This window comes from Sorangium sp. So ce1153 (assembly GCF_051521595.1).
Taxonomy (GTDB): Bacteria; Myxococcota_A; Polyangia; order Polyangiales; family Polyangiaceae; genus Sorangium.
The window spans coordinates 4,491,726-4,508,461 of the sequence record NZ_CP150361.1 but is presented as its reverse complement, the minus strand read 5'-3'; the positions used below and the strand labels follow the sequence as shown (position 1 = coordinate 4,508,461).

The 16,736-nt window shown below is 73.3% G+C and carries 11 protein-coding genes; 3 read left to right on the top strand and 8 right to left on the bottom strand.

Features of this window, described 5'->3' with window-relative positions:
- Positions 1 to 255: 255 nt before the first annotated feature.
- Both WME85_RS16070 and WME85_RS16065 read left to right on the top strand, forming a co-directional pair.
- Positions 256 to 1,173 carry a Ku protein gene (locus WME85_RS16070; protein ID WP_437839206.1) on the top strand — a complete coding sequence of 306 codons (918 nt, stop codon included), beginning with the start codon at positions 256 to 258 and terminating at the stop codon, positions 1,171 to 1,173.
- Positions 1,174 to 1,340: 167 nt separating this feature from the next.
- Positions 1,341 to 2,552 carry a putative sensor domain DACNV-containing protein gene (locus tag WME85_RS16065; RefSeq protein WP_437839204.1) on the top strand — a complete coding sequence of 404 codons (1,212 nt, stop codon included), beginning with the start codon at positions 1,341 to 1,343 and terminating at the stop codon, positions 2,550 to 2,552.
- Here the strand turns inward: WME85_RS16065 and WME85_RS16060 are convergent.
- The 8 genes from WME85_RS16060 to WME85_RS16025 form a co-directional block, all read right to left on the bottom strand.
- A complete protein-coding gene (locus WME85_RS16060) occupies positions 2,537 to 3,769 on the bottom strand; it encodes a PAS domain-containing protein (protein WP_437839202.1) in 1,233 nt (410 codons plus the stop codon). The genes WME85_RS16065 and WME85_RS16060 overlap by 16 nt on opposite strands.
- Before the next feature lie 172 nt (positions 3,770 to 3,941).
- The gene (gene cheB, locus WME85_RS16055) at positions 3,942 to 4,979 is read right to left on the bottom strand and encodes a chemotaxis-specific protein-glutamate methyltransferase CheB (RefSeq protein ID WP_437839200.1); all 1,038 of its coding nucleotides are present in this window, start codon (positions 4,977 to 4,979) and stop codon (positions 3,942 to 3,944) included.
- Positions 4,976 to 5,806, bottom strand: a complete 831-nt coding sequence (locus tag WME85_RS16050) for a CheR family methyltransferase (RefSeq protein ID WP_437839198.1) — start codon at positions 5,804 to 5,806, stop codon at positions 4,976 to 4,978. Before WME85_RS16050 ends, cheB begins: the two co-directional genes overlap by 4 nt.
- A 10-nt stretch (positions 5,807 to 5,816) precedes the next feature.
- Positions 5,817 to 8,177 (bottom strand): HEAT repeat domain-containing protein, encoded by a 2,361-nt coding sequence (locus WME85_RS16045; protein WP_437839196.1) that lies wholly within the window; start codon positions 8,175 to 8,177, stop codon positions 5,817 to 5,819.
- Positions 8,174 to 10,711 (bottom strand): methyl-accepting chemotaxis protein, encoded by a 2,538-nt coding sequence (locus WME85_RS16040; RefSeq protein ID WP_437839194.1) that lies wholly within the window; start codon positions 10,709 to 10,711, stop codon positions 8,174 to 8,176. Before WME85_RS16040 ends, WME85_RS16045 begins: the two co-directional genes overlap by 4 nt.
- A complete protein-coding gene (locus WME85_RS16035) occupies positions 10,701 to 11,135 on the bottom strand; it encodes a chemotaxis protein CheW (RefSeq protein ID WP_437839192.1) in 435 nt (144 codons plus the stop codon). The genes WME85_RS16040 and WME85_RS16035 overlap by 11 nt, the downstream gene beginning before the upstream one ends.
- Entirely contained in the window at positions 11,132 to 13,318 is a 2,187-nt protein-coding gene (locus WME85_RS16030) for a chemotaxis protein CheA (RefSeq protein ID WP_437839190.1), read from the bottom strand. The genes WME85_RS16035 and WME85_RS16030 overlap by 4 nt, the downstream gene beginning before the upstream one ends.
- Before the next feature lie 7 nt (positions 13,319 to 13,325).
- Entirely contained in the window at positions 13,326 to 13,709 is a 384-nt protein-coding gene (locus tag WME85_RS16025) for a response regulator transcription factor (RefSeq protein WP_437839188.1), read from the bottom strand.
- Positions 13,710 to 14,185: 476 nt separating this feature from the next.
- Between WME85_RS16025 and WME85_RS16020 the strand changes: the two genes are divergently transcribed.
- Positions 14,186 to 16,723: a hybrid sensor histidine kinase/response regulator gene (locus tag WME85_RS16020; RefSeq protein ID WP_437839186.1), complete on the top strand. Its 2,538-nt coding sequence runs from the start codon at positions 14,186 to 14,188 to the stop codon at positions 16,721 to 16,723.
- Positions 16,724 to 16,736: the final 13 nt, after the last annotated feature.

Below are 16,736 nucleotides of genomic sequence, written 5' to 3'. Positions count from 1 at the left end.
TACAGCGATCACAGACGAGCGGGGCCGCAATCGTCCATCGATCACGGGCGAGCGGGGCAGCAATCGTCACGCCGCGCAGCCCGATGTGGCGAAACGCGACATCGCGACCGGGCGGGGCGGCCGCCGCGGGCGCGAAGCGCTGGAACGGCCGGTTCGGGCCGTCGGCCGCTGGCTTGCATTGCTCCCGGGGACACACAGCGAACGGAACTCTGGGTAGGAACTCTGGGTAGGAACTCTGGGTAGGAAGGAGAGCGCATGCCGCGCAGCATCTGGAAAGGGAGTATCAGCTTCGGCCTCGTGCAGATCCCGGTGGCCCTCTACCCTGCAGAGGAGCCCAACGAGCTCCACTTCACGCAGCTCGACAAGCGGAACATGACGCCGATCCGCTACGAGCGCGTGAACCGGGAGACGGGAGAGCCGGTGAGCTGGGACGATATCGTCCGCGGCTATCCGTACGAGAAGGGCGAGTATGTCGTGATGTCCGACGAGGACCTGCGCCGCGCGAACGTCGAGGCGACACAGACCGTGGACATCCTCGACTTCGTGGATGAGTCCGACATCGACCCGATGTACTACGACAAGCCCTATTACCTCGCCCCCGCGTCGCAGAACAGCAAGAAGAAGTCCCCGGTGACGGCGTACGTGCTCCTGCGCGAGGCGCTGCGGAAGACCGGCAAGGTCGGGATCGCCAAGGTCGTGATCCGGACGCGCGAGCACATCGCCGCGGTGCGGCCGCGCGGCCGCGCGCTCGTGCTGAACCTGCTCCGGTTCGCGCACGAGCTCCGCACCGACGAGGAGCTCGATCTGCCGGAGCTGGACGCCGAGGGGAAGGGGCTCGGCAAGCGCGAGCTCGAGATGGCCGAGCGGCTCGTGGCCGAGATGGCCACGGACTGGAAGCCGGAGAAATACAAGGATGAGTATCGCGACGACGTGATGAAGCTCATCGAGAAGAAGGTGAAATCCGGCCAGACCACGACGCCCGCGGAGCCCGACGAGGAGGAGGACAAGCGCCGCGACACGGGCACGGTCGACCTCATCGCGCTGCTCAAGAAGAGCCTCGGCCAGAAGGGCGGGAAGGCCGCGAACGACGACAAGGAGCCCAGCGAATCCAGCACGAAGGTGCGCAAGACAGATACCCCGAAGCGGAAGAGCGGCTCTCGCCGCGCCGCGTAGCGCCCGGGCACCGGACCCGAGGACGCGCGCGGCGCGAGGAGCAGAGGAGACCGAGGAGAATCGGCCTCTCTGCCGCCTTGCGTCGCGCGCCGCTCTCGGGGGTTCGCAAGCGTTCGCAGGCGGCCGGCCGGGCTGACCGGTGACGCACAGGATGGTATACCGAGCTCATGCGCCCCAAGTATCCTGCGGATGTGACGGCAGCGTTCCTCGAGCTGGAAGGGCAGTCCCAGCTCACGGCGCACAGGCTGGCGCTCACGCCCAGGGACGCTCACGGGGCGCCGGCCCTCTCGGCGGACGTCCTGACCCAGCTGATCGAGACGATGTTCTTCGCGTCCATGGCGACCGAGGAGGGGCGCCTCAACCCGGTCGGCGTCGTCTTCGCCGGGGCCCCCGCCGACCTCGAGTCCGACGGGCCCGCCTGGGATCTCGTTCGCTTCGGGTCCACCGTGCAGTTCGACGTGGAGCACGTGGCCAACCTGGCCTCGGCGTGCGCGTGGCCGCGCTCGTTCCTCGCCGTCGTGCCGAGCGAGGGCTCGCTCGTGATCGCCGGCATCGCGACGCCGCACAGCCGGCATGCCTTCGATATCGATCAGCTCGTGCGCGTCGTCGTCCCGAAGCCGGGCGTCGTGGCCGTGTACCGCGGTGAGTGGGAGATCGTCCGCTACGAGCGCGGCGCCCTGCGCACGTGGATGCCAAAGCACCGCCCCCAGCTGGACTCCATCGAGAGGAGCGTCTGCGGGGACCAGGCCAGGCCGCTCATCCGGAACGTGCGCAATTACCTCCTGCGCGTCGTCGAGGGGATGGTCGAGCTCGGGCGCGGAGGGCTCCTCGCGATCCTGGGGCCAGGCGAGGGCTTGCCGCAGCTCTTCGGCGAGGAGGGGAATCCGTTCGACACCGAGGTCAAGCGGCTGGATCCCGCCCTGTGCCTCGGCTCGGCCATCCTGGACATCGCCGAGGCGCGCCCGGTCCAGCTGGCGATCGATCCGCGGCTTACGCCCGGGAAGGCGCCGGCGTCGCCGGGAGAGGCGCGCGACCCGGAGCGCGCAAGGACGAGCTCCGATCGCGTCCACCGGCTGCTCGACCTGATCGTCCGGCTGACGACCGTCGACGGCGCGGTGGTGATGAGCCACGCCCTCGACGTGCTCGCGTTCGGCGCGAAGCTACCCCCGGCGAAGACGATCATCTCCGAGATCTTCGCCGCGACGCCCGATCAGCGGATGGATGCGAGCTGGTGCCTCGACGCGCGAGGCACCCGCCACAGGGCGGCGGCGGCGTTCGTGGCGGGGTATCCGGAGCGGATCGCGTTCATCGTCTCCCAGGACGGCCTCGCGGCCACGTTCCAGGAGATCGAGGGGAAGGTCGTTTACTGGCCGCTGTGACGGGGCGCCAGGGCCGCGCGCTCCCGCGCGGGGCGCCCCTCCCGCGCCATCTGCTGGATGCAGTGCTGGAGGCCGGAGCGAAGGTTCGTGTGCACCGGGATGCCGGAGAGATCCACGCCGAGCGAGATGATCGTCTGGGCGACGGTCGCGCGGATACCAGTGATCACGGCCTCGGCGCCGAGCAGGCGGATGGCCCGGACGAGATCGATGAGGTAGGCCGCTGTCTGCGTGTCCACGATGTCGACGCCCGTGAGATCGATGATGGCGTACTGCGACCCCGAGCGGCTCACCTCGCCGAGCAGGTTATCCATGAGCTCCGAGGCGCGCGCGCTGTCCACGACGCCGACGAGAGGCGCGGTCAGCACGCCGTCCCACACCCGGATGATCGGCGTGGAGAGCTGCTGGATGAGCCGCTGCTGGCGCTGGATCAGCTCGAGCTTCGTGCGCAGCTCGCCCTCGGCGCGCTTCGACTCGGTGACGTCGAGCGTCACGGTGATGACGCCCTGGACCTCGCCGCGCTCGTCCAGATCCGGCACGTACCAGCTCTCCCAGCAGCGGTCCATGGCGGACGCCACGGCGCGCGTGCTCCGCTTCTCGTGCATGGCTTCCTTGACATGATGCAGCATGTCCCGCGCCCCTTCGTGGTCGCCCCAGAGCTGCCAGAGGCTCTGGCCGACCCACGATCGGCGCTGCGCGCCCGCCAGATCGACCGCCATGCCGTCGTGGAAGATGTAAGTGCCCTCCTTGTCGACAGCCCAGATCGCGATGGGAAGCGAGTTGAGGACGACGCTGAGGACGCGCTCCTCGACCGTGGGATTGCGGGGGCTCTGGCCCGGGACAGGCAGCCCCATGCAGATCCAGGACATCGGCCGGTCCCCCTCGCCGGCCACCACGGGCTGATTGCGCCACTCACACGCGAGCGTGCCGCCCCCCTTCTTCACGCAATCGAAGACCCGCGGCTCACCTTCCGCCAGGGCGCGACGCCACGCCTCGGCTTGATCGCCAGCGAAGAGGAGCTCGGCGATGCTCCGGCCGAGGGCCTCCTCCTCGCTGAAGCCGAAGCACCCCGCGGCGCCCTCGTTCCAGCCGGTGACGACGAGCTCGGCGTCGTGACGGATGACCGCGAAAGGAGCCCGCTCCAGGAGCTCGACCGATGCAACCGCGAATCTCTCGCTCTCGGTGGACCTGACCTGGGTGGCGGATGAGGGTAGTCCCATGATGATCCAGCCATCGTAAAAGGTGAAGGCCAGATCGATCAAGCGCCGTGAAGCCCTCGGCACAATGGCTCCCACGTCGCACCTTCTCCGTGCCGCGTGTCGCGCGCCACGCGCCACGCGACACGCGCCACCTACGGCGCGAAGGCACAGCCGGTCTGGCGTGCGGCGCAGCTCAGAGGTGGCGCACGATCGCCGCCGCCATCTCGTCGATGGGCGCCTCGGCCGCGGCGAGCCCGGCCTCCATGACGCGGCGGGGCATGCCGTAAACGACGCAGGACGACTCGGCCTCTGCGAGGATCTGCCCGCCCGCCTTGCGGATCGCGCGAGAGCCCTCCAGGCCGTCGTCCCCCATGCCGGTGAGCACGACCGCGAGGACGCCCGACCCGAACTCGGCGGCGGCGCTCGCGAAGAGCAGGTCCACCGACGGGCAGTACAGCGACATGCTGGATGCCTGCGCGAAGCGCACGCTGGCGCGCTCCAGGTGCCGCCGGATCTCGAGGTGCCTCCCGCCGCGCGCGATGACGGCGAGCCCAGGCCGGAGCTGGAGGTCGTCCGAGGCCTCGACGACCGAGATCGCGCTCGCCTCGTCCAGGCGGCGCGCCAGCGACTCCGTGTAGCCAGGGGGGATGTGCAGCGCGACGACGACCGGGACCGGAAGACCGCCAGGCAGCGCCGTGAGCAGCCGCGTCAACGCCTGAGGGCCGCCTGTCGACGTGCCGATCACGACGACCTGCGTGCGCGCCGCGACGGGGATCACGGCAGGCGGAGGGGGCGGCGGCGGCGGCCGAGGCTCCAGAGGCGCGCCCTTCGCCCCGGCCGCGGCGATCACCTTGCGGACCAGCTCGTCCGAGAGCTCGAACAGGCGATCGGTGGCGAGCGACGTCGGCTTCTCGACGAGGTCGATCGCGCCCTGCTGGAGCGCCTTGACGCCGAGCTCGCTGTCCGCCTCGGCGTTGCTGACCACGATCACCCGCGGCGCCCCCTCGCGCGGCAGCGACCCGAGCACGCCGATGCCGTCGAGGTTCGGCATCACGAGATCGAGCGTGATGACGTCCGGCTTGTAGCGCGCGATCTTCTCCAGCGCGTCCAGGCCGTCCATGGCCGTGTCGACGACCTCGATCGAGGAGCTCGCGCCGAGGACCTGCCGCAAGACCTTGCGCACGAAGGCGGAGTCGTCGATCACCAGCACGCGGATTGGAGACACCGTCATCGCTCTGCCTTCCGATAAACGAACACGCCACCCCGCTCCTCGCAGGAGAGCGCGGTGCCGAGCCGCAGGAGCGACTCGGAGACCCCGACCAGGAGGACACCGCCCGCGACGAGCGCCCCCGACAGGTTGCTGACCACCCAGCGCGCCGTGTTGTCGTGGAAGTAGATGAGCACGTTACGGCAGACGATGACATCGAACTGCCCGAGCGCCGCCACCTCGGTGGCGTCGAGCAGGTTGATCCGCCGCCAGTCGATCGCCCGCTGGAGCTCCGCGCTCACGGTCACGCGGTCGGGCGCGACCTGGAGCCAGCGGGCGGCGAACGCCGGCGGCGGGGCGTTGCTCCGGAGCGCGCGCGGCCCGAACACGCCCGCCCGCGCTCGCGCCAGCGCCCGCGCGCTGATGTCGCTCGCGACGAGCTCGACCTTGTCGAGCAGGCCCCGCTCGGCCAGGAGCATCGCGATCGTGAGCGGCTCCTCCCCGCTCGCGCAGGCCGCCGACCAGATCCGCGGCCGCTCCCCCGCGGCCACGCGCGGCGCGATGAACTCCGCGATCGTGACCTCGAGCTGCGCGAGCTCGCGGAAGAAATACGTCTCGCTCACGACGAGCGCGTCGGTCAGCGCGTCGATCTCGGCCCCGCCCGCCGGGTCGTAGCGGAGGAAGTAGTAGTAATCGAGCAGCGAGTCGAAGCCGAGCTCGAGGGCGCGCACGGAGAGCTTGTCGCCGAGCAGCTCGCGATCCCCCGCGTCGTAGTGGATCCCGATCTTCTCGGTGATGAGCGCGGTGAAGATCGCGAAGACCTGCGGGGAGATGGGGAGGCGGCTCGTCATGACCACGCCCTCATGCCCACTGCGAGAGAACGGAGGCGGACACCCGCCGCACCTCCGGGTCCGGATCGGTCCGCGAGGCGTGCTCGACCGCCGCGAAGGCCTCCCGCGTGGCCACCGCGGCGAGCGTCGTGGCCGCCGCCTTGCGCGCCGGCGCGTGCGGCAGCTGGAGCGCCTCGAGGAGCGCGGCGTGCGCCTCGGGCAGCCGCATCCGCGCGAGCGCCGCGGTCAGGAGCGGCGCGAGCTCGTCGTCCGCCGCCGCCAGCGCCCCGAGGATGCCGTCGATGCGCCCGGGCACGGGCGTAGCCAGCGCGGCGAGCAGCGGGGCCGGCGCCCGCGAGGCGACGAGCAGCGCGATGAGGCTCCGCGTCGCCTCGACCCCGGGCCGCCCCGCGATGAAGCTCTGCGCCGCGGCGCGCACGCTCTCGTCGGCGTCGCCCGCCGCGCGCACGAGCGCGGGCAGGACCTCGGGCGACGAGAAGCCGGAGATCGCCGAGACGCCGACGAGCCGGGTCGCCACGTCGGAGGACGAGAGCGCGCCGAGCAGCGTCGGCAGCGACGCCTCCCGCCCGGCGATGCCGAGCCCGATCAGCGCCGAGCGCCGCATGTCGGTGTCGCTCTCGCGCGCGGCCGCCTCGAGCGCCGCGAGCGCCAGGTCGCCCTTGATGCCCGACAGCGCCTCGACGGCCGCCACGCGCACCTGACCGCTCTCGTCGCGGAGCCTCTCGGCGATCGCCCCGGCCGCCGCCTCCCACCCGAGCTTCCCCAGCGACTGGCAGGCGTAGTAGCGGACCCAGGCGTCCTCGTCGCGGAGCCCCGCGAGGAGCGCCTCGATCACGCGGGGATCGCGCTGCGATGTCTGGCCGAGCGCCCGCATCGCCACGGCGCGGACCCGCCCGGAGGGGTCGGCCGCCACGGAGACGAGCGCCTCGATCGCCCCGGGCTCCGCGCAGCTCGCCAGCCCGTGGATCGCCCGCTCGCGCACCCGCAGATCGGGGTCGCGGAGGCCCTCGATGAAGATCGGCAGCGCCGAGGGGGGCGCGAAGTAGGCGAGGATCCGGAGCGCGCTCCGCCGCGCGGCGGGCGTCCCCTCGCGCGCCGCCGAGAGCGCGAGCGCCTCGACCTCCGCGCCGCCCAGGCACTGGATCGCCGTCATCGCGGCGTGCACCACGCGGGGGTTCGGGTCGTCGAGCAGCGGGAACAGCGCGCGCGCCGAGCGGGGCTCCGCGATGCGCCCGAGCGCGTCGCACGCCGCCGCGCGGACCTCGGGGTCCGGATCGTCGAGGCAGGCCTCGACGTCGGCCGCCGCCGCGGCGCCCCGCACGAGCGGCAGGAGCAGGAGCCTCCGGGCGCTGTCGCCGTCGCGCAGCGCCGCGAGCACCCGGGCGTCCGCGCTCCGGGAGAGCCGGCCGAGCGCGTCCGCCGCGGCGCTCGCCACCTGGGGCTCGGCGTCGAGCAGGCGGGTCAGCTCGAGGAGGACGTCCTCGCCCCCGATCGCGCCGAGCACGCTGCAGATCATGGCCTGCTCGGCAGGATCGGACCCGGCGAGGCTGTGGGAGAGCCGCCGCGCCGCGCCGGGCGCGAGCGCCTCGCTCCGGAGCGCCTCGTCGATCGGCTCGACGGTCCCGTAGCGCTCGCGGTACCGCTCGCGCAGCTCCGCGAGCGCCACCGCGGAGACGCGGGCGACAGCGTCGCTCGGGCGCCCGAGCAGGCGCACCAGCGGCGCCACCGCGCTCCGGCTGCCGGTGCGGCCGAGCGCCCGCGCCGCCTCGAGGAGGTACCGCGGATCGTCGAGGAGCGACGACAGCGGGCCGATCGCGCGCGGATCGCCGCTGCGGCCCAGGACGTCGATCGCGGGGAAGACACGGAAGAAGTTCCCGCTCGTGACGGCCTCGACGAGCGAGTCGACCGCCGCCCTGCCGCCGACGCGGCCGAGCGCCTCGATCGCGGCGACCGCGACGTTGTCGTCGTCGTGCGACGTGAGCTCCGCGAGCCGGGACACGGCCCCCGTGCTGCCGCGCCGGCCGAGGATCTGCGCCGCGTCGGCCACGATCGCCGCGCGGGGATCCCGGGTCAGCGCGAGCACGGGCCCGTCGACGTCGGCGAGGGACGCGACGAGCGCGTCGACCGTGGCCGCGATGCGCGCCTCGCTGTCGCGCCGCGCGCCGAGGCAGTCGCAGAGCGCCTCGACCGCGGCGCCGCCGAGCGCGGCGAGCGAGGCGACGACGGCCCGCCGCACGCTCCAGCTCGGGTCAGCGAGCATCTCGATGAGCCCGGGCACCCCCGGGCTCCCGGAGGCGGCGAGGCGATCGACCAGCTCGACGCGCTGCCGTTCGGGCTCCGAGAGGGCGAGCGGGGGCCGCCTCGAGCTCACGCGGGCTCCGGCGGCGCGTGGGGCTGCTTCCCGTTCGCCCTGAGGTGCACGACGGCGGCGGAGACGCCGGCGATCGTGTCCACGTGCTCCGCGCTCGCGTGCCGGATCTTGCCGACATGCTCCAGCACGTAGCCGGCGTCGGTCGCGACCGCCCCGGAGTCCCTGGCTTGCTTGGCGAGGGCGGCGAGCAGATCGCGCAGCGGATCGCGCAGCCGGGTGAGCGAGGCGGCGTGCTGCTCGCTCCGGGTCGCGTGCTCCGAGGCCGACCCGGTGACGGCCTGGAGCGCCGTCGCCTGGCGGCTCGTGCCCGAGGCGAGCGCGGCGACGGTCCCTACGTGATCGGTCACCGCCCGCGCCGTCTGCCGGGCGATGCGGCGCACGGCCTCGCCCTCCTTGACGAGGGCCGACGTCGCCTTGCTCTGGTCCGCCGCCGCGGAGGTCACCTGGGCCGCGAGCCGCGCGACCTGGCGGGCCGACGCCTCCAGCTGCTTCGCGGCCCGCGCCTGGTCGCCGGTCCCCCGCGCGGACTGGGCGGACAGCTTCCGGATGTCATCCATCGTGCGCGCCACCTCGGCCGCGCCGCCCGCCTGCTCCGCGAGCCCCGCGACCATCCGCTGCGCCGCGCCGGCGGCGTCCTGCGTGAGCGCCGTGATGCTGGCCAGGGCGCGCGTCTGCTCGGCCATGGCGCCGCTGGTCTGGCTGGTCAGCGAGCGCATCTGCGCCGCGACCTTCGCGAGCTGGGACGCCCCCGTCGCCTGCTCGTCCATCGCCCGCGACACCCGCTCCGCGCTCTGGGTGAGCTGCGCGTTGACCTTCACGGCGTCGCGCAGCGCGTGCGCCTGCTCGGCGGTCGCCTCCTTGGTCTGCCGGGCCATGCGGCGCATCTCGGCGCTGCCCTGCGCGAGCGCCTGGATCGCCCTGGTCTGCTCGGCGGCGGAGCGCGCGATCGCCTTGCCCTCGTCGCTCATGCGCGTCGCCGTCTGCGTCAGCGAGCCCACCGCCTGCACCTGATCGGCGTTCGCCCGGTCGATGTCGCGGATCGAGCGGCCGAGCTCCTCGACCCCCTGCAGGATGCTGCCGAGCGCCTGCTCGGCGTCGCCCGCGAGCCGGGTGCCCTCGTCGGCGACCTTCACGCCCTCGGTCGAGGCGGCGACCGCCTCGCGGGCGCTCGACTGGAGCGCGCGGACGATCTTCGCGATCTCGGCGCTCGAGACGGCGGCACGGTCCGCCAGATTGCGGATCTCCTCGGCGACGACGGCGAAGCCCCGGCCGTGCTCCCCTGCCCGCGCGGCCTCGATGCTGGCGTTGAGCGACAGGAGGTTCGTGCGATCGGCGATCAGGTTGATGGTCTGGACGATGTCGCCGATCTCCTCGGCGCGCTTCCCCATCTCCTTCATGACGGACGCGGAGTCGACCATCGCCTGCCGGATGCTCCCGAGGCCGGCGATGGACCTGCCCACCGTCGACGCGCCCTGGCGGGCGGTCGCGACGCCTTGTTCCGCGGTCGTGCGCGCGGTCTCGACGATGGAGACGATCCGCCGCGTGGAGGTCTCGACCTGCGACGAGGCGGCGGCGTTGCTGGCGGCCAGGGCGCTGATCTGCTCGGCGCCCTGCGCGACCTGCTGCGCGGTCCGCGCGAGCTCCTCGGCGGCGACCGCGTTCGCCTCGATCGTCGCCGCGCTCTTCTCGGCCGTGGCCGCGACCTCCTCGACCGAGCTCGCGATCTCCGTGATCGTGTTCGCGGTCGCCGAGGCGCTCGAGTCGAGGGCCCTCGCGCTCTCCGCCACCCCGCGGATCGATCGCGCCATCTGCTCGGCGGTCGCGGCGGTCTCCTCGACCGCGCTCGCCATCTCGGTGGTGTCCTTCGCGACGCGGTTGAGGGAGCCCGTCACGCCCGTGGCGGCCCCGGCGATGGTCGTGATCTGCGCCCCGACCTCCCGGGCGTCGGCCGAGAGGCGGCCGATGCCCTTCGACATCTCCTCGATGGTGGCCGCGATCTGCTCGAGCGCCGCGGCGCTGCTCGCGCCGCGGTTCGCCGCCTCGTCCGCGGACGCGCTCATGACCGAGACCGAGCCGAGGAGCTGCTCGCTGGAGGACGCGAGCTCCTCCGCGCTGGTGCTCACCGCCTTCACCGAGCGGGCGATCTCCTCGAGCGCCGCCGCGGTGGTCTCCGAGGACTCGGCGAGCGTGTCCGCGTCGCCCTTCACCGCGGCGAGCGCGGGGGAGAGGGCGCCGAGCCCGCTCGTGGTCGCGTCGAGGCCCTGGGCGACCTCGCCGAGGGCGCCGCTGATCCGCTGCCCCGACCGGGCGAGCGCCTGCGCCGCCGCCCCCGCCTCCTCGAGCTCGCCCGCGAGCGCCCCCACCGCGGCCCCCTGCTCCTTGCCGGTGGCGGCGTGCTCGGCGCCCAGGGCGGCGATCCGCGCGGCGGCCTGCTCGACGCCCGCCGCGGTCGCGATCGCCTGGCGGAGCGAACGCTCGGCCTGCTCCGCCTGCGCGAGCGCCCCGTCGATGTCCGCGATTGCATCAACTGCCATGATCTTGCTCCTCACCGATGATCCTGCCGACGTCGACGAGCATGACGAGCCGCTTCCCGAGCTTCGCGACCGATCTCACGAAGCCGGCGCTCTCCTCCGCCATGACCTCGGGGGGCGGGCGGAGCTCCTCGGCGGCGATGTTGACGACCTCTCGCGCGCTGTCGACCAGGAGGCCCACCGTGCGCCCTCCGCTCTGGACGACGATGACGCGCGAGTCCAGGGTGGGCTCGATCGTCGGCAGCCCGAAGCGCGCGCGCAGGTCGATGACCGGCACGACGCGGCCCCGGATCTGGATGAGCCCGCTGACATAGGGGCGCGTCCCCGGCACCCGCGTCGCCCCGGTGAACGACTCCATGTGGAGCACCTCGGCCGCGGAGATGACGTACTCGGTGTCCGCCACCTTCAGGACCACGTGCAGGCTCATGACGCCACCCGCACGAGGCCCGGCTGGCCGCCGCTGCCGCCGCTCCCGGAAGAGAGGCGGCCGCTGAGCGTCACGAGGTCGAGGACGAGCGTGGGGCGCCCGTCGCCGAGATCGGTCGAGCCGCTCACGCCCGGCACCTTGACCAGCGGGTCCTCGAGCGGCCGGACGACCACCTCCTGCTGGCCGAGCACGCGGGTCACGCCGAACGCGAAGGGCGCGCCGTTGCGCCGCACGACGAGCGCCCTGCTCGCGCCGGCGTCCCCGAGCTCGAAGAGGGCGCCGAGGTCGACGATCGGCACGACCTCGCCGCGGCGCTCGATGAGCTCCGTCCCGCCACGGGCGCGGCCAGGCGGCGGCGTCGCGGTCCCGCCGTGGGCGCCGCCCGGCGCGGCGGGCAGCGAGGCCCCGCCGCGGGCGCCGCCCGGGGCTGGCAGCGCCGCCACGCCCCGGGCGCGGCCGAGCGCGGGCAGCTCCGAGGCGCCCCGGGCGCGGCCCGGGGCCGGGCCGCGGAAGATCCGGGCCGGATCGATCTCCATGACCTCCTCCACGCCCGCCACGGGCGTCACGAAAGCCTGGTCACCGCACAGGAACGAGAAGGCGTCGACGATGGTGAGCGTGAGCGGGATCCTCAGCGTGAAGGTGGTGCCGGCGCCGCGCGCCGTGCTCACGGAGAGCTCGCCGCCGAGCTGCTCGACGGCGATGCGCCGCACGATGTCCATCCCGAGCCCGCGACCGCTGGTCTTCGTCGCCTGGTCGAGCGTCGACAGCCCGGGCAGGGTGATGAGGTCGAGCAGCGCCGCGTCGGTCTCGGGCGCGGGGCGGCCGGCGCGCCTCGCCACCTGCGCGCGGTCGATGCCGCGGCCGTCGTCGGCGACGCTGAGCTCGAGCTGGTTGTTCGAGCGCTCGAAGCAGGAGACCCGGATGACGCCCTCCTCGGGCTTGCCCAGCCGGCGCCGATCGGCGGGCGCCTCGATGGCGTGATCGACCGCGTTGCGGAGCAGGTGCACGATCGCCGGGAAGATGCGCTCCGCCACGGCCTTGTCGAGCTCCGCCTTGCCCGCGTCGATCTCGATCCGGACCTCCTTGCCCGTGGCGCGGCCGAGGCCGCGCACGACGAGCGGCACGCGCTCGAGGAGCTCGGTCACGGAGATCATGCGCGCGCGCATGATGGCGCCGCGGAGGTCGCGCAGCTGGCGGTCGTGCTCGCGGAGGATCTCCGCGAGGTCGCGGACGTCCACGCCGCGGGCGCGCAGGTCCGCGGCCGCCCGGGCGAGCCGGAACCGCGCGACGACGAGCGCCGACAGCTTGTCGAGGGCGTCGTCGAGCCGCGCCACCTCGACGCGCACGACGCCGCGGAGCTGAGGCTCCCGCTCCCCCGGCTCGTCCAGCTCCTGCTCCGGCAGCTCGGCGACGGCCAGCGGGGCGGGCGGCGCCACGGTGAGCGGGCGGACGACGTCCGCCGCCGCCGCCCGCGCGAGCTCCTCGTCCGGCGCGCTCGTGAGGACGAGGAGCGCGAACGCGATGCCGCCCGGGGCCTTGTCGGTCGCCGGGACCGAGAGCGGGACGACCTTGACGATCTCCGCGAGCTTGCCGACGCGCTCGCGGACGCTCGTGATGTTGAGCCCCTCGGCCGTGCGCGCCGGCGACGGGACGAAGTCGACCCGCAGCGCGCGCCGCCCGCCCGCCACCCCCTGCGCGAGCTGCACGCGCTCGCTCGACCCGAGCTTCGCGAGGATCTCTGGCTCGGCGGTGATCGTCGGCGCGGGCGGCGACGGCGCGGCGGCGACCTCGAGCGCGGCGAGCGCGTCGAGCAGCGAGGGCGTCGCGGGCGGCACGGGCTTCTTGTTGGCGAGGGCCCGGATCCGCTCCTCGATGGCCCGGAGCCCGCGGAGCAGCACCTCGATCGACGCGGCGGAGAGCCTCCCCGCCGCCCGGTCCGCCGCCCGGAGCACGGTCTCCATCGCGTGGGCGATGTCCACGACCGGCTCCACGCCGACCATGGCGGAGAGGCCCTTGATGGTGTGCAGCGAACGGAAGAGCTCCCGGGTCGCCTTGGGGTTCGAGTCTCCGGTGCGGAGGGCCGCCTCGGCGGCGAGGAGGTTCGCGGTCGACGCGGAGAGGTGCTCTTCCACCTCGACGAGGTAGCCGGCGACGAACTCGGTGACGTCGAGCGCATCGCTCATCCAGAAGTCATCCGGCGGCCGCGACGCCGTTCCCCAGCAGCGACCGCACGCTGGCCAGGATGGCGTCGGGAGCGAACGGCTTGGTCATGAACTCCGACGCCCCGGCGCCGAGCGCCCGGGCCCGGGACTCCTCATCACCCCGGGTGGTCACCACCAGAATCGGCAGGCTCCGGAGCTTGTCCTGGCCGCGGATGAACTCGATGACCTCGATTCCGCCGATATCCGGCATGTTGAGGTCGAGCACCACGAGATCGAAAGGCCGGAGCGAGAGCGTCTCAATCGCCTCGAGCCCGCTCGCCGCGTGCGCGAACCCATACTGCTCGGCGCGCAGGCAGGCCACCACCATCTCGCGCATCACTCTGCTGTCGTCGACGACGAGGATCTCTGCCACAGCGGTGCTCGACCGAGGGAATAGCTGGCCTGGACGCGAGGTGTCAATTGACCGCGGGAGCGTCCTTGAAAGAATCAGGGATCTCCCGTCGGACACGGCCCGAAGTGGACCTGACATCGCCGATTCCGGGGCTCGCCGGGCGCGCGACGGCCCCAGCAGGCGCCGAGGGCGCGGCGCTGGACGCTGGACGCGGAACGTGCGTGAAGGCCCCGCTCTACTACTACGGCGCGCGCGCGGGCGGCGACCTCGCCAGAGCGCCACGTCGGAGCGCCACGTCAGACGAGGTCCAACGAAGCTGACGAGCCGGCAGCGCTCTTTTCAACGCGCCGGGCTTGCGTCGCTTCGCGCCCTCGATCAGATGAGACTGGGCGGTAACGACGCTTGAGGGCTCAACGCCTCGTCGCGCACCGATTCCCTCCCGGAGAGCGGCCCCTCCGGGAGAGGAGTCTCACGGCCCCCGCTGCTCCTGGAGAACCATGAACCGGCCCACAACGATGGATTTCCTGCTCGCCGACGCGATGCGGGACGCGAGCGCCCCGCGGCGCTCCACGCTCGCGGCGGGGCCAGGCGCCCGCCAGGGGGGCTCCGAGCCTCCGCCGAGCGAGCGTGCGGCGCGCGCCGTCGTGTGGATCGTCGACGACTCGCCGCTGGAGGCCGAGATGGCGGCGCACTCCCTCGCCGCCCGGTACGAGGTCCAGGTCTTCACCGACGCCGCGGTGATGCTCGAGCACATGACGTCGCGAGAGCAGCCGGACGTGCTCGTGCTCGACCAGGTGATGCCGGTCATGTCCGGCACCGAGATCTGCAGCCTCCTCCGGTCGTGCGCGGCCACGGTCGGGCTCCCGATCCTCATCCTGACCGTGGCCGGGCAGGAGCAGGACCTCGTCGAGGGGCTCACCGCGGGCGCCGACGATTACGTGGTCAAGCCCTGTCCCCCGGCCGCCCTCTCGGCGCGCGTCGGCGCGCTCGTCCGCTCGAAGCGGCTCCGCGAGCGGGCCGAGCGGGCCGAGCGGATCGCGGCGGTGGAGCGCGATCTGCTGCGCGCGCTCATCGAGCAGAGCGGCGACGGCATCATGGCGATGGACGAGCGCGGGGTGATCCGCATCTGCAACCGCGAGGCCCAGCGGCAGCACGGCCTCGCCGAGCGCGAGGTCACCGGGGACATGGAGTCGCTCCGGACGCTCGGGCTGCTCGCGCTCGACGGCCAGCCGCTGCGCCTCGAGGAGCACCCGCTGTACCGCGCGGTGCGGGGCGACAAGGTCGAGAACGCGCGCTGGCTCGTGACGCGCCCAGACGGCTCGCTCCGCGCGCTCGCCGGGACGGCGTCGCCGCTGCGGCACCCGGACGGGTCGCCCGCGGGCGCCGTGCTGATCACGCGCGATCAGACCGACGCGATCGAGGCGGAGCGGGCGCTGCGGGACAGCGAGGAGCGCTACCGCGCGATCATCAGCGCGCTCGAGGAGGGCATCACGCTCCAGGACGATCGCGGCATCATCCGCACCACGAACACCAGCGCCGAGAGGATCCTCGGGCTGTCCGCGGCGCAGATCATCGGCTCGACGACGCTCGACCCCTCGTGCAGGGTCGTCCGCGAGGACGGCTCGCCGTTCCCCGAGGCCATGTACCCCCTCGGGGTCGCGCTCCGGACCGGCGAGCCCCAGTCGGGCGTCCTGCTCGGCATCGAGCGGCCGGCCGGGTCGGTCCTCTGGCTCTCGGTCAACGCGCAGCCGCTGCGCCGCCCGGACGGCTCGCTCGCCGGCGTCGTCTCCTCGTTCTTCGACATCACCGCGCGGAAGCAGGCAGAGGAGGAGCGGCAGCGCCTGCTCGCCGCGGCGCAGGCGGCCCGCAGTGAGGCCGAGACCGCGAGCCAGCTGAAGGACGAGTTCCTGGCGACGATGAGCCACGAGCTCCGCACGCCGCTCACGGCCATCCTCGGCTGGGCCCGGATGCTGCGCACAGGCAAGCTCACCGAGGATCGGCGCGAGAAGGCGCTGGAGACGGTGGAGCGCAACGCGCAGGCCCAGGCGCAGCTCGTCGACGACCTGCTCGACATCTCGCGGATCATGGCGGGGAAGCTCCGGCTCGACGTCCAGCCGATCGAGCTCGTGGCCGTGATCGACGCCGCGCTCGAGGTGGTGCGGCCGGCCGCCGACGCCAAGGGCGTGCGGCTGGAGCCGGTCCTCGACCCCGGGGTGGGCGCCGTGACGGGCGACGCGGGGCGACTGCAGCAGGTGGTCTGGAACCTCCTCAGCAACGCGGTGAAGTTCACGTCGCGGGGCGGGCTCGTGCGCATCCGCCTCGAGCGCGCCGACGCGTCGGCCGAGATCATCGTGTCCGACACCGGTCAGGGCATCGACCCTTCGTTCTTGCCCTACGTGTTCGAGCAGTTCCGGCAGGCGGAGAGCGGCACGACGCGCAAGCACGGGGGGCTCGGCCTCGGGCTCACCATCGTGAAGAGCCTGGTGGAGATGCACGGCGGCACGGCCCAGGCGCTGAGCGACGGGGAGGGCCGGGGCGCGACGTTCATCATCCGGCTGCCGCTCGCGGTGAAGCCGGACCACGCCGAGGGGCGCCGGAGGCCCTCGCTCGGGGTGTCGCCCCTCGACACCGATCGTCCTCCGGAGCTGGACGGGCTGAACGTGCTCGTGGTGGACGACGAGGACGACACGCGCGAGCTGCTCGTCACGATGCTCGAGCAGTGCGGCGCGCGCGTGACGGCCGTGGCGTCCACGACCGAGGCGCTGCTCGCGCTGAAGGCGCTGCGCCCCGACGTGCTCGTGTCCGACATCGCGATGCCCGGGGAGGACGGCTACACGCTCATCCGCAAGGTCCGCGCGCTCCCGGCGAAGGGCGGCGGCAAGACCCCGGCGGTCGCGCTCACCGCCTACGCGCGCACCGAGGATCGCACCCGCGCGCTGCGCGCCGGGTTCAACACCCACGTCCCCAAGCCCATCGAGCAGGCGGAGCTGCTCGCCGTGCTCGCGAACATCTCCGGAGCGAGAGAAGGGGCGTAGGTGTCGCCGGGCA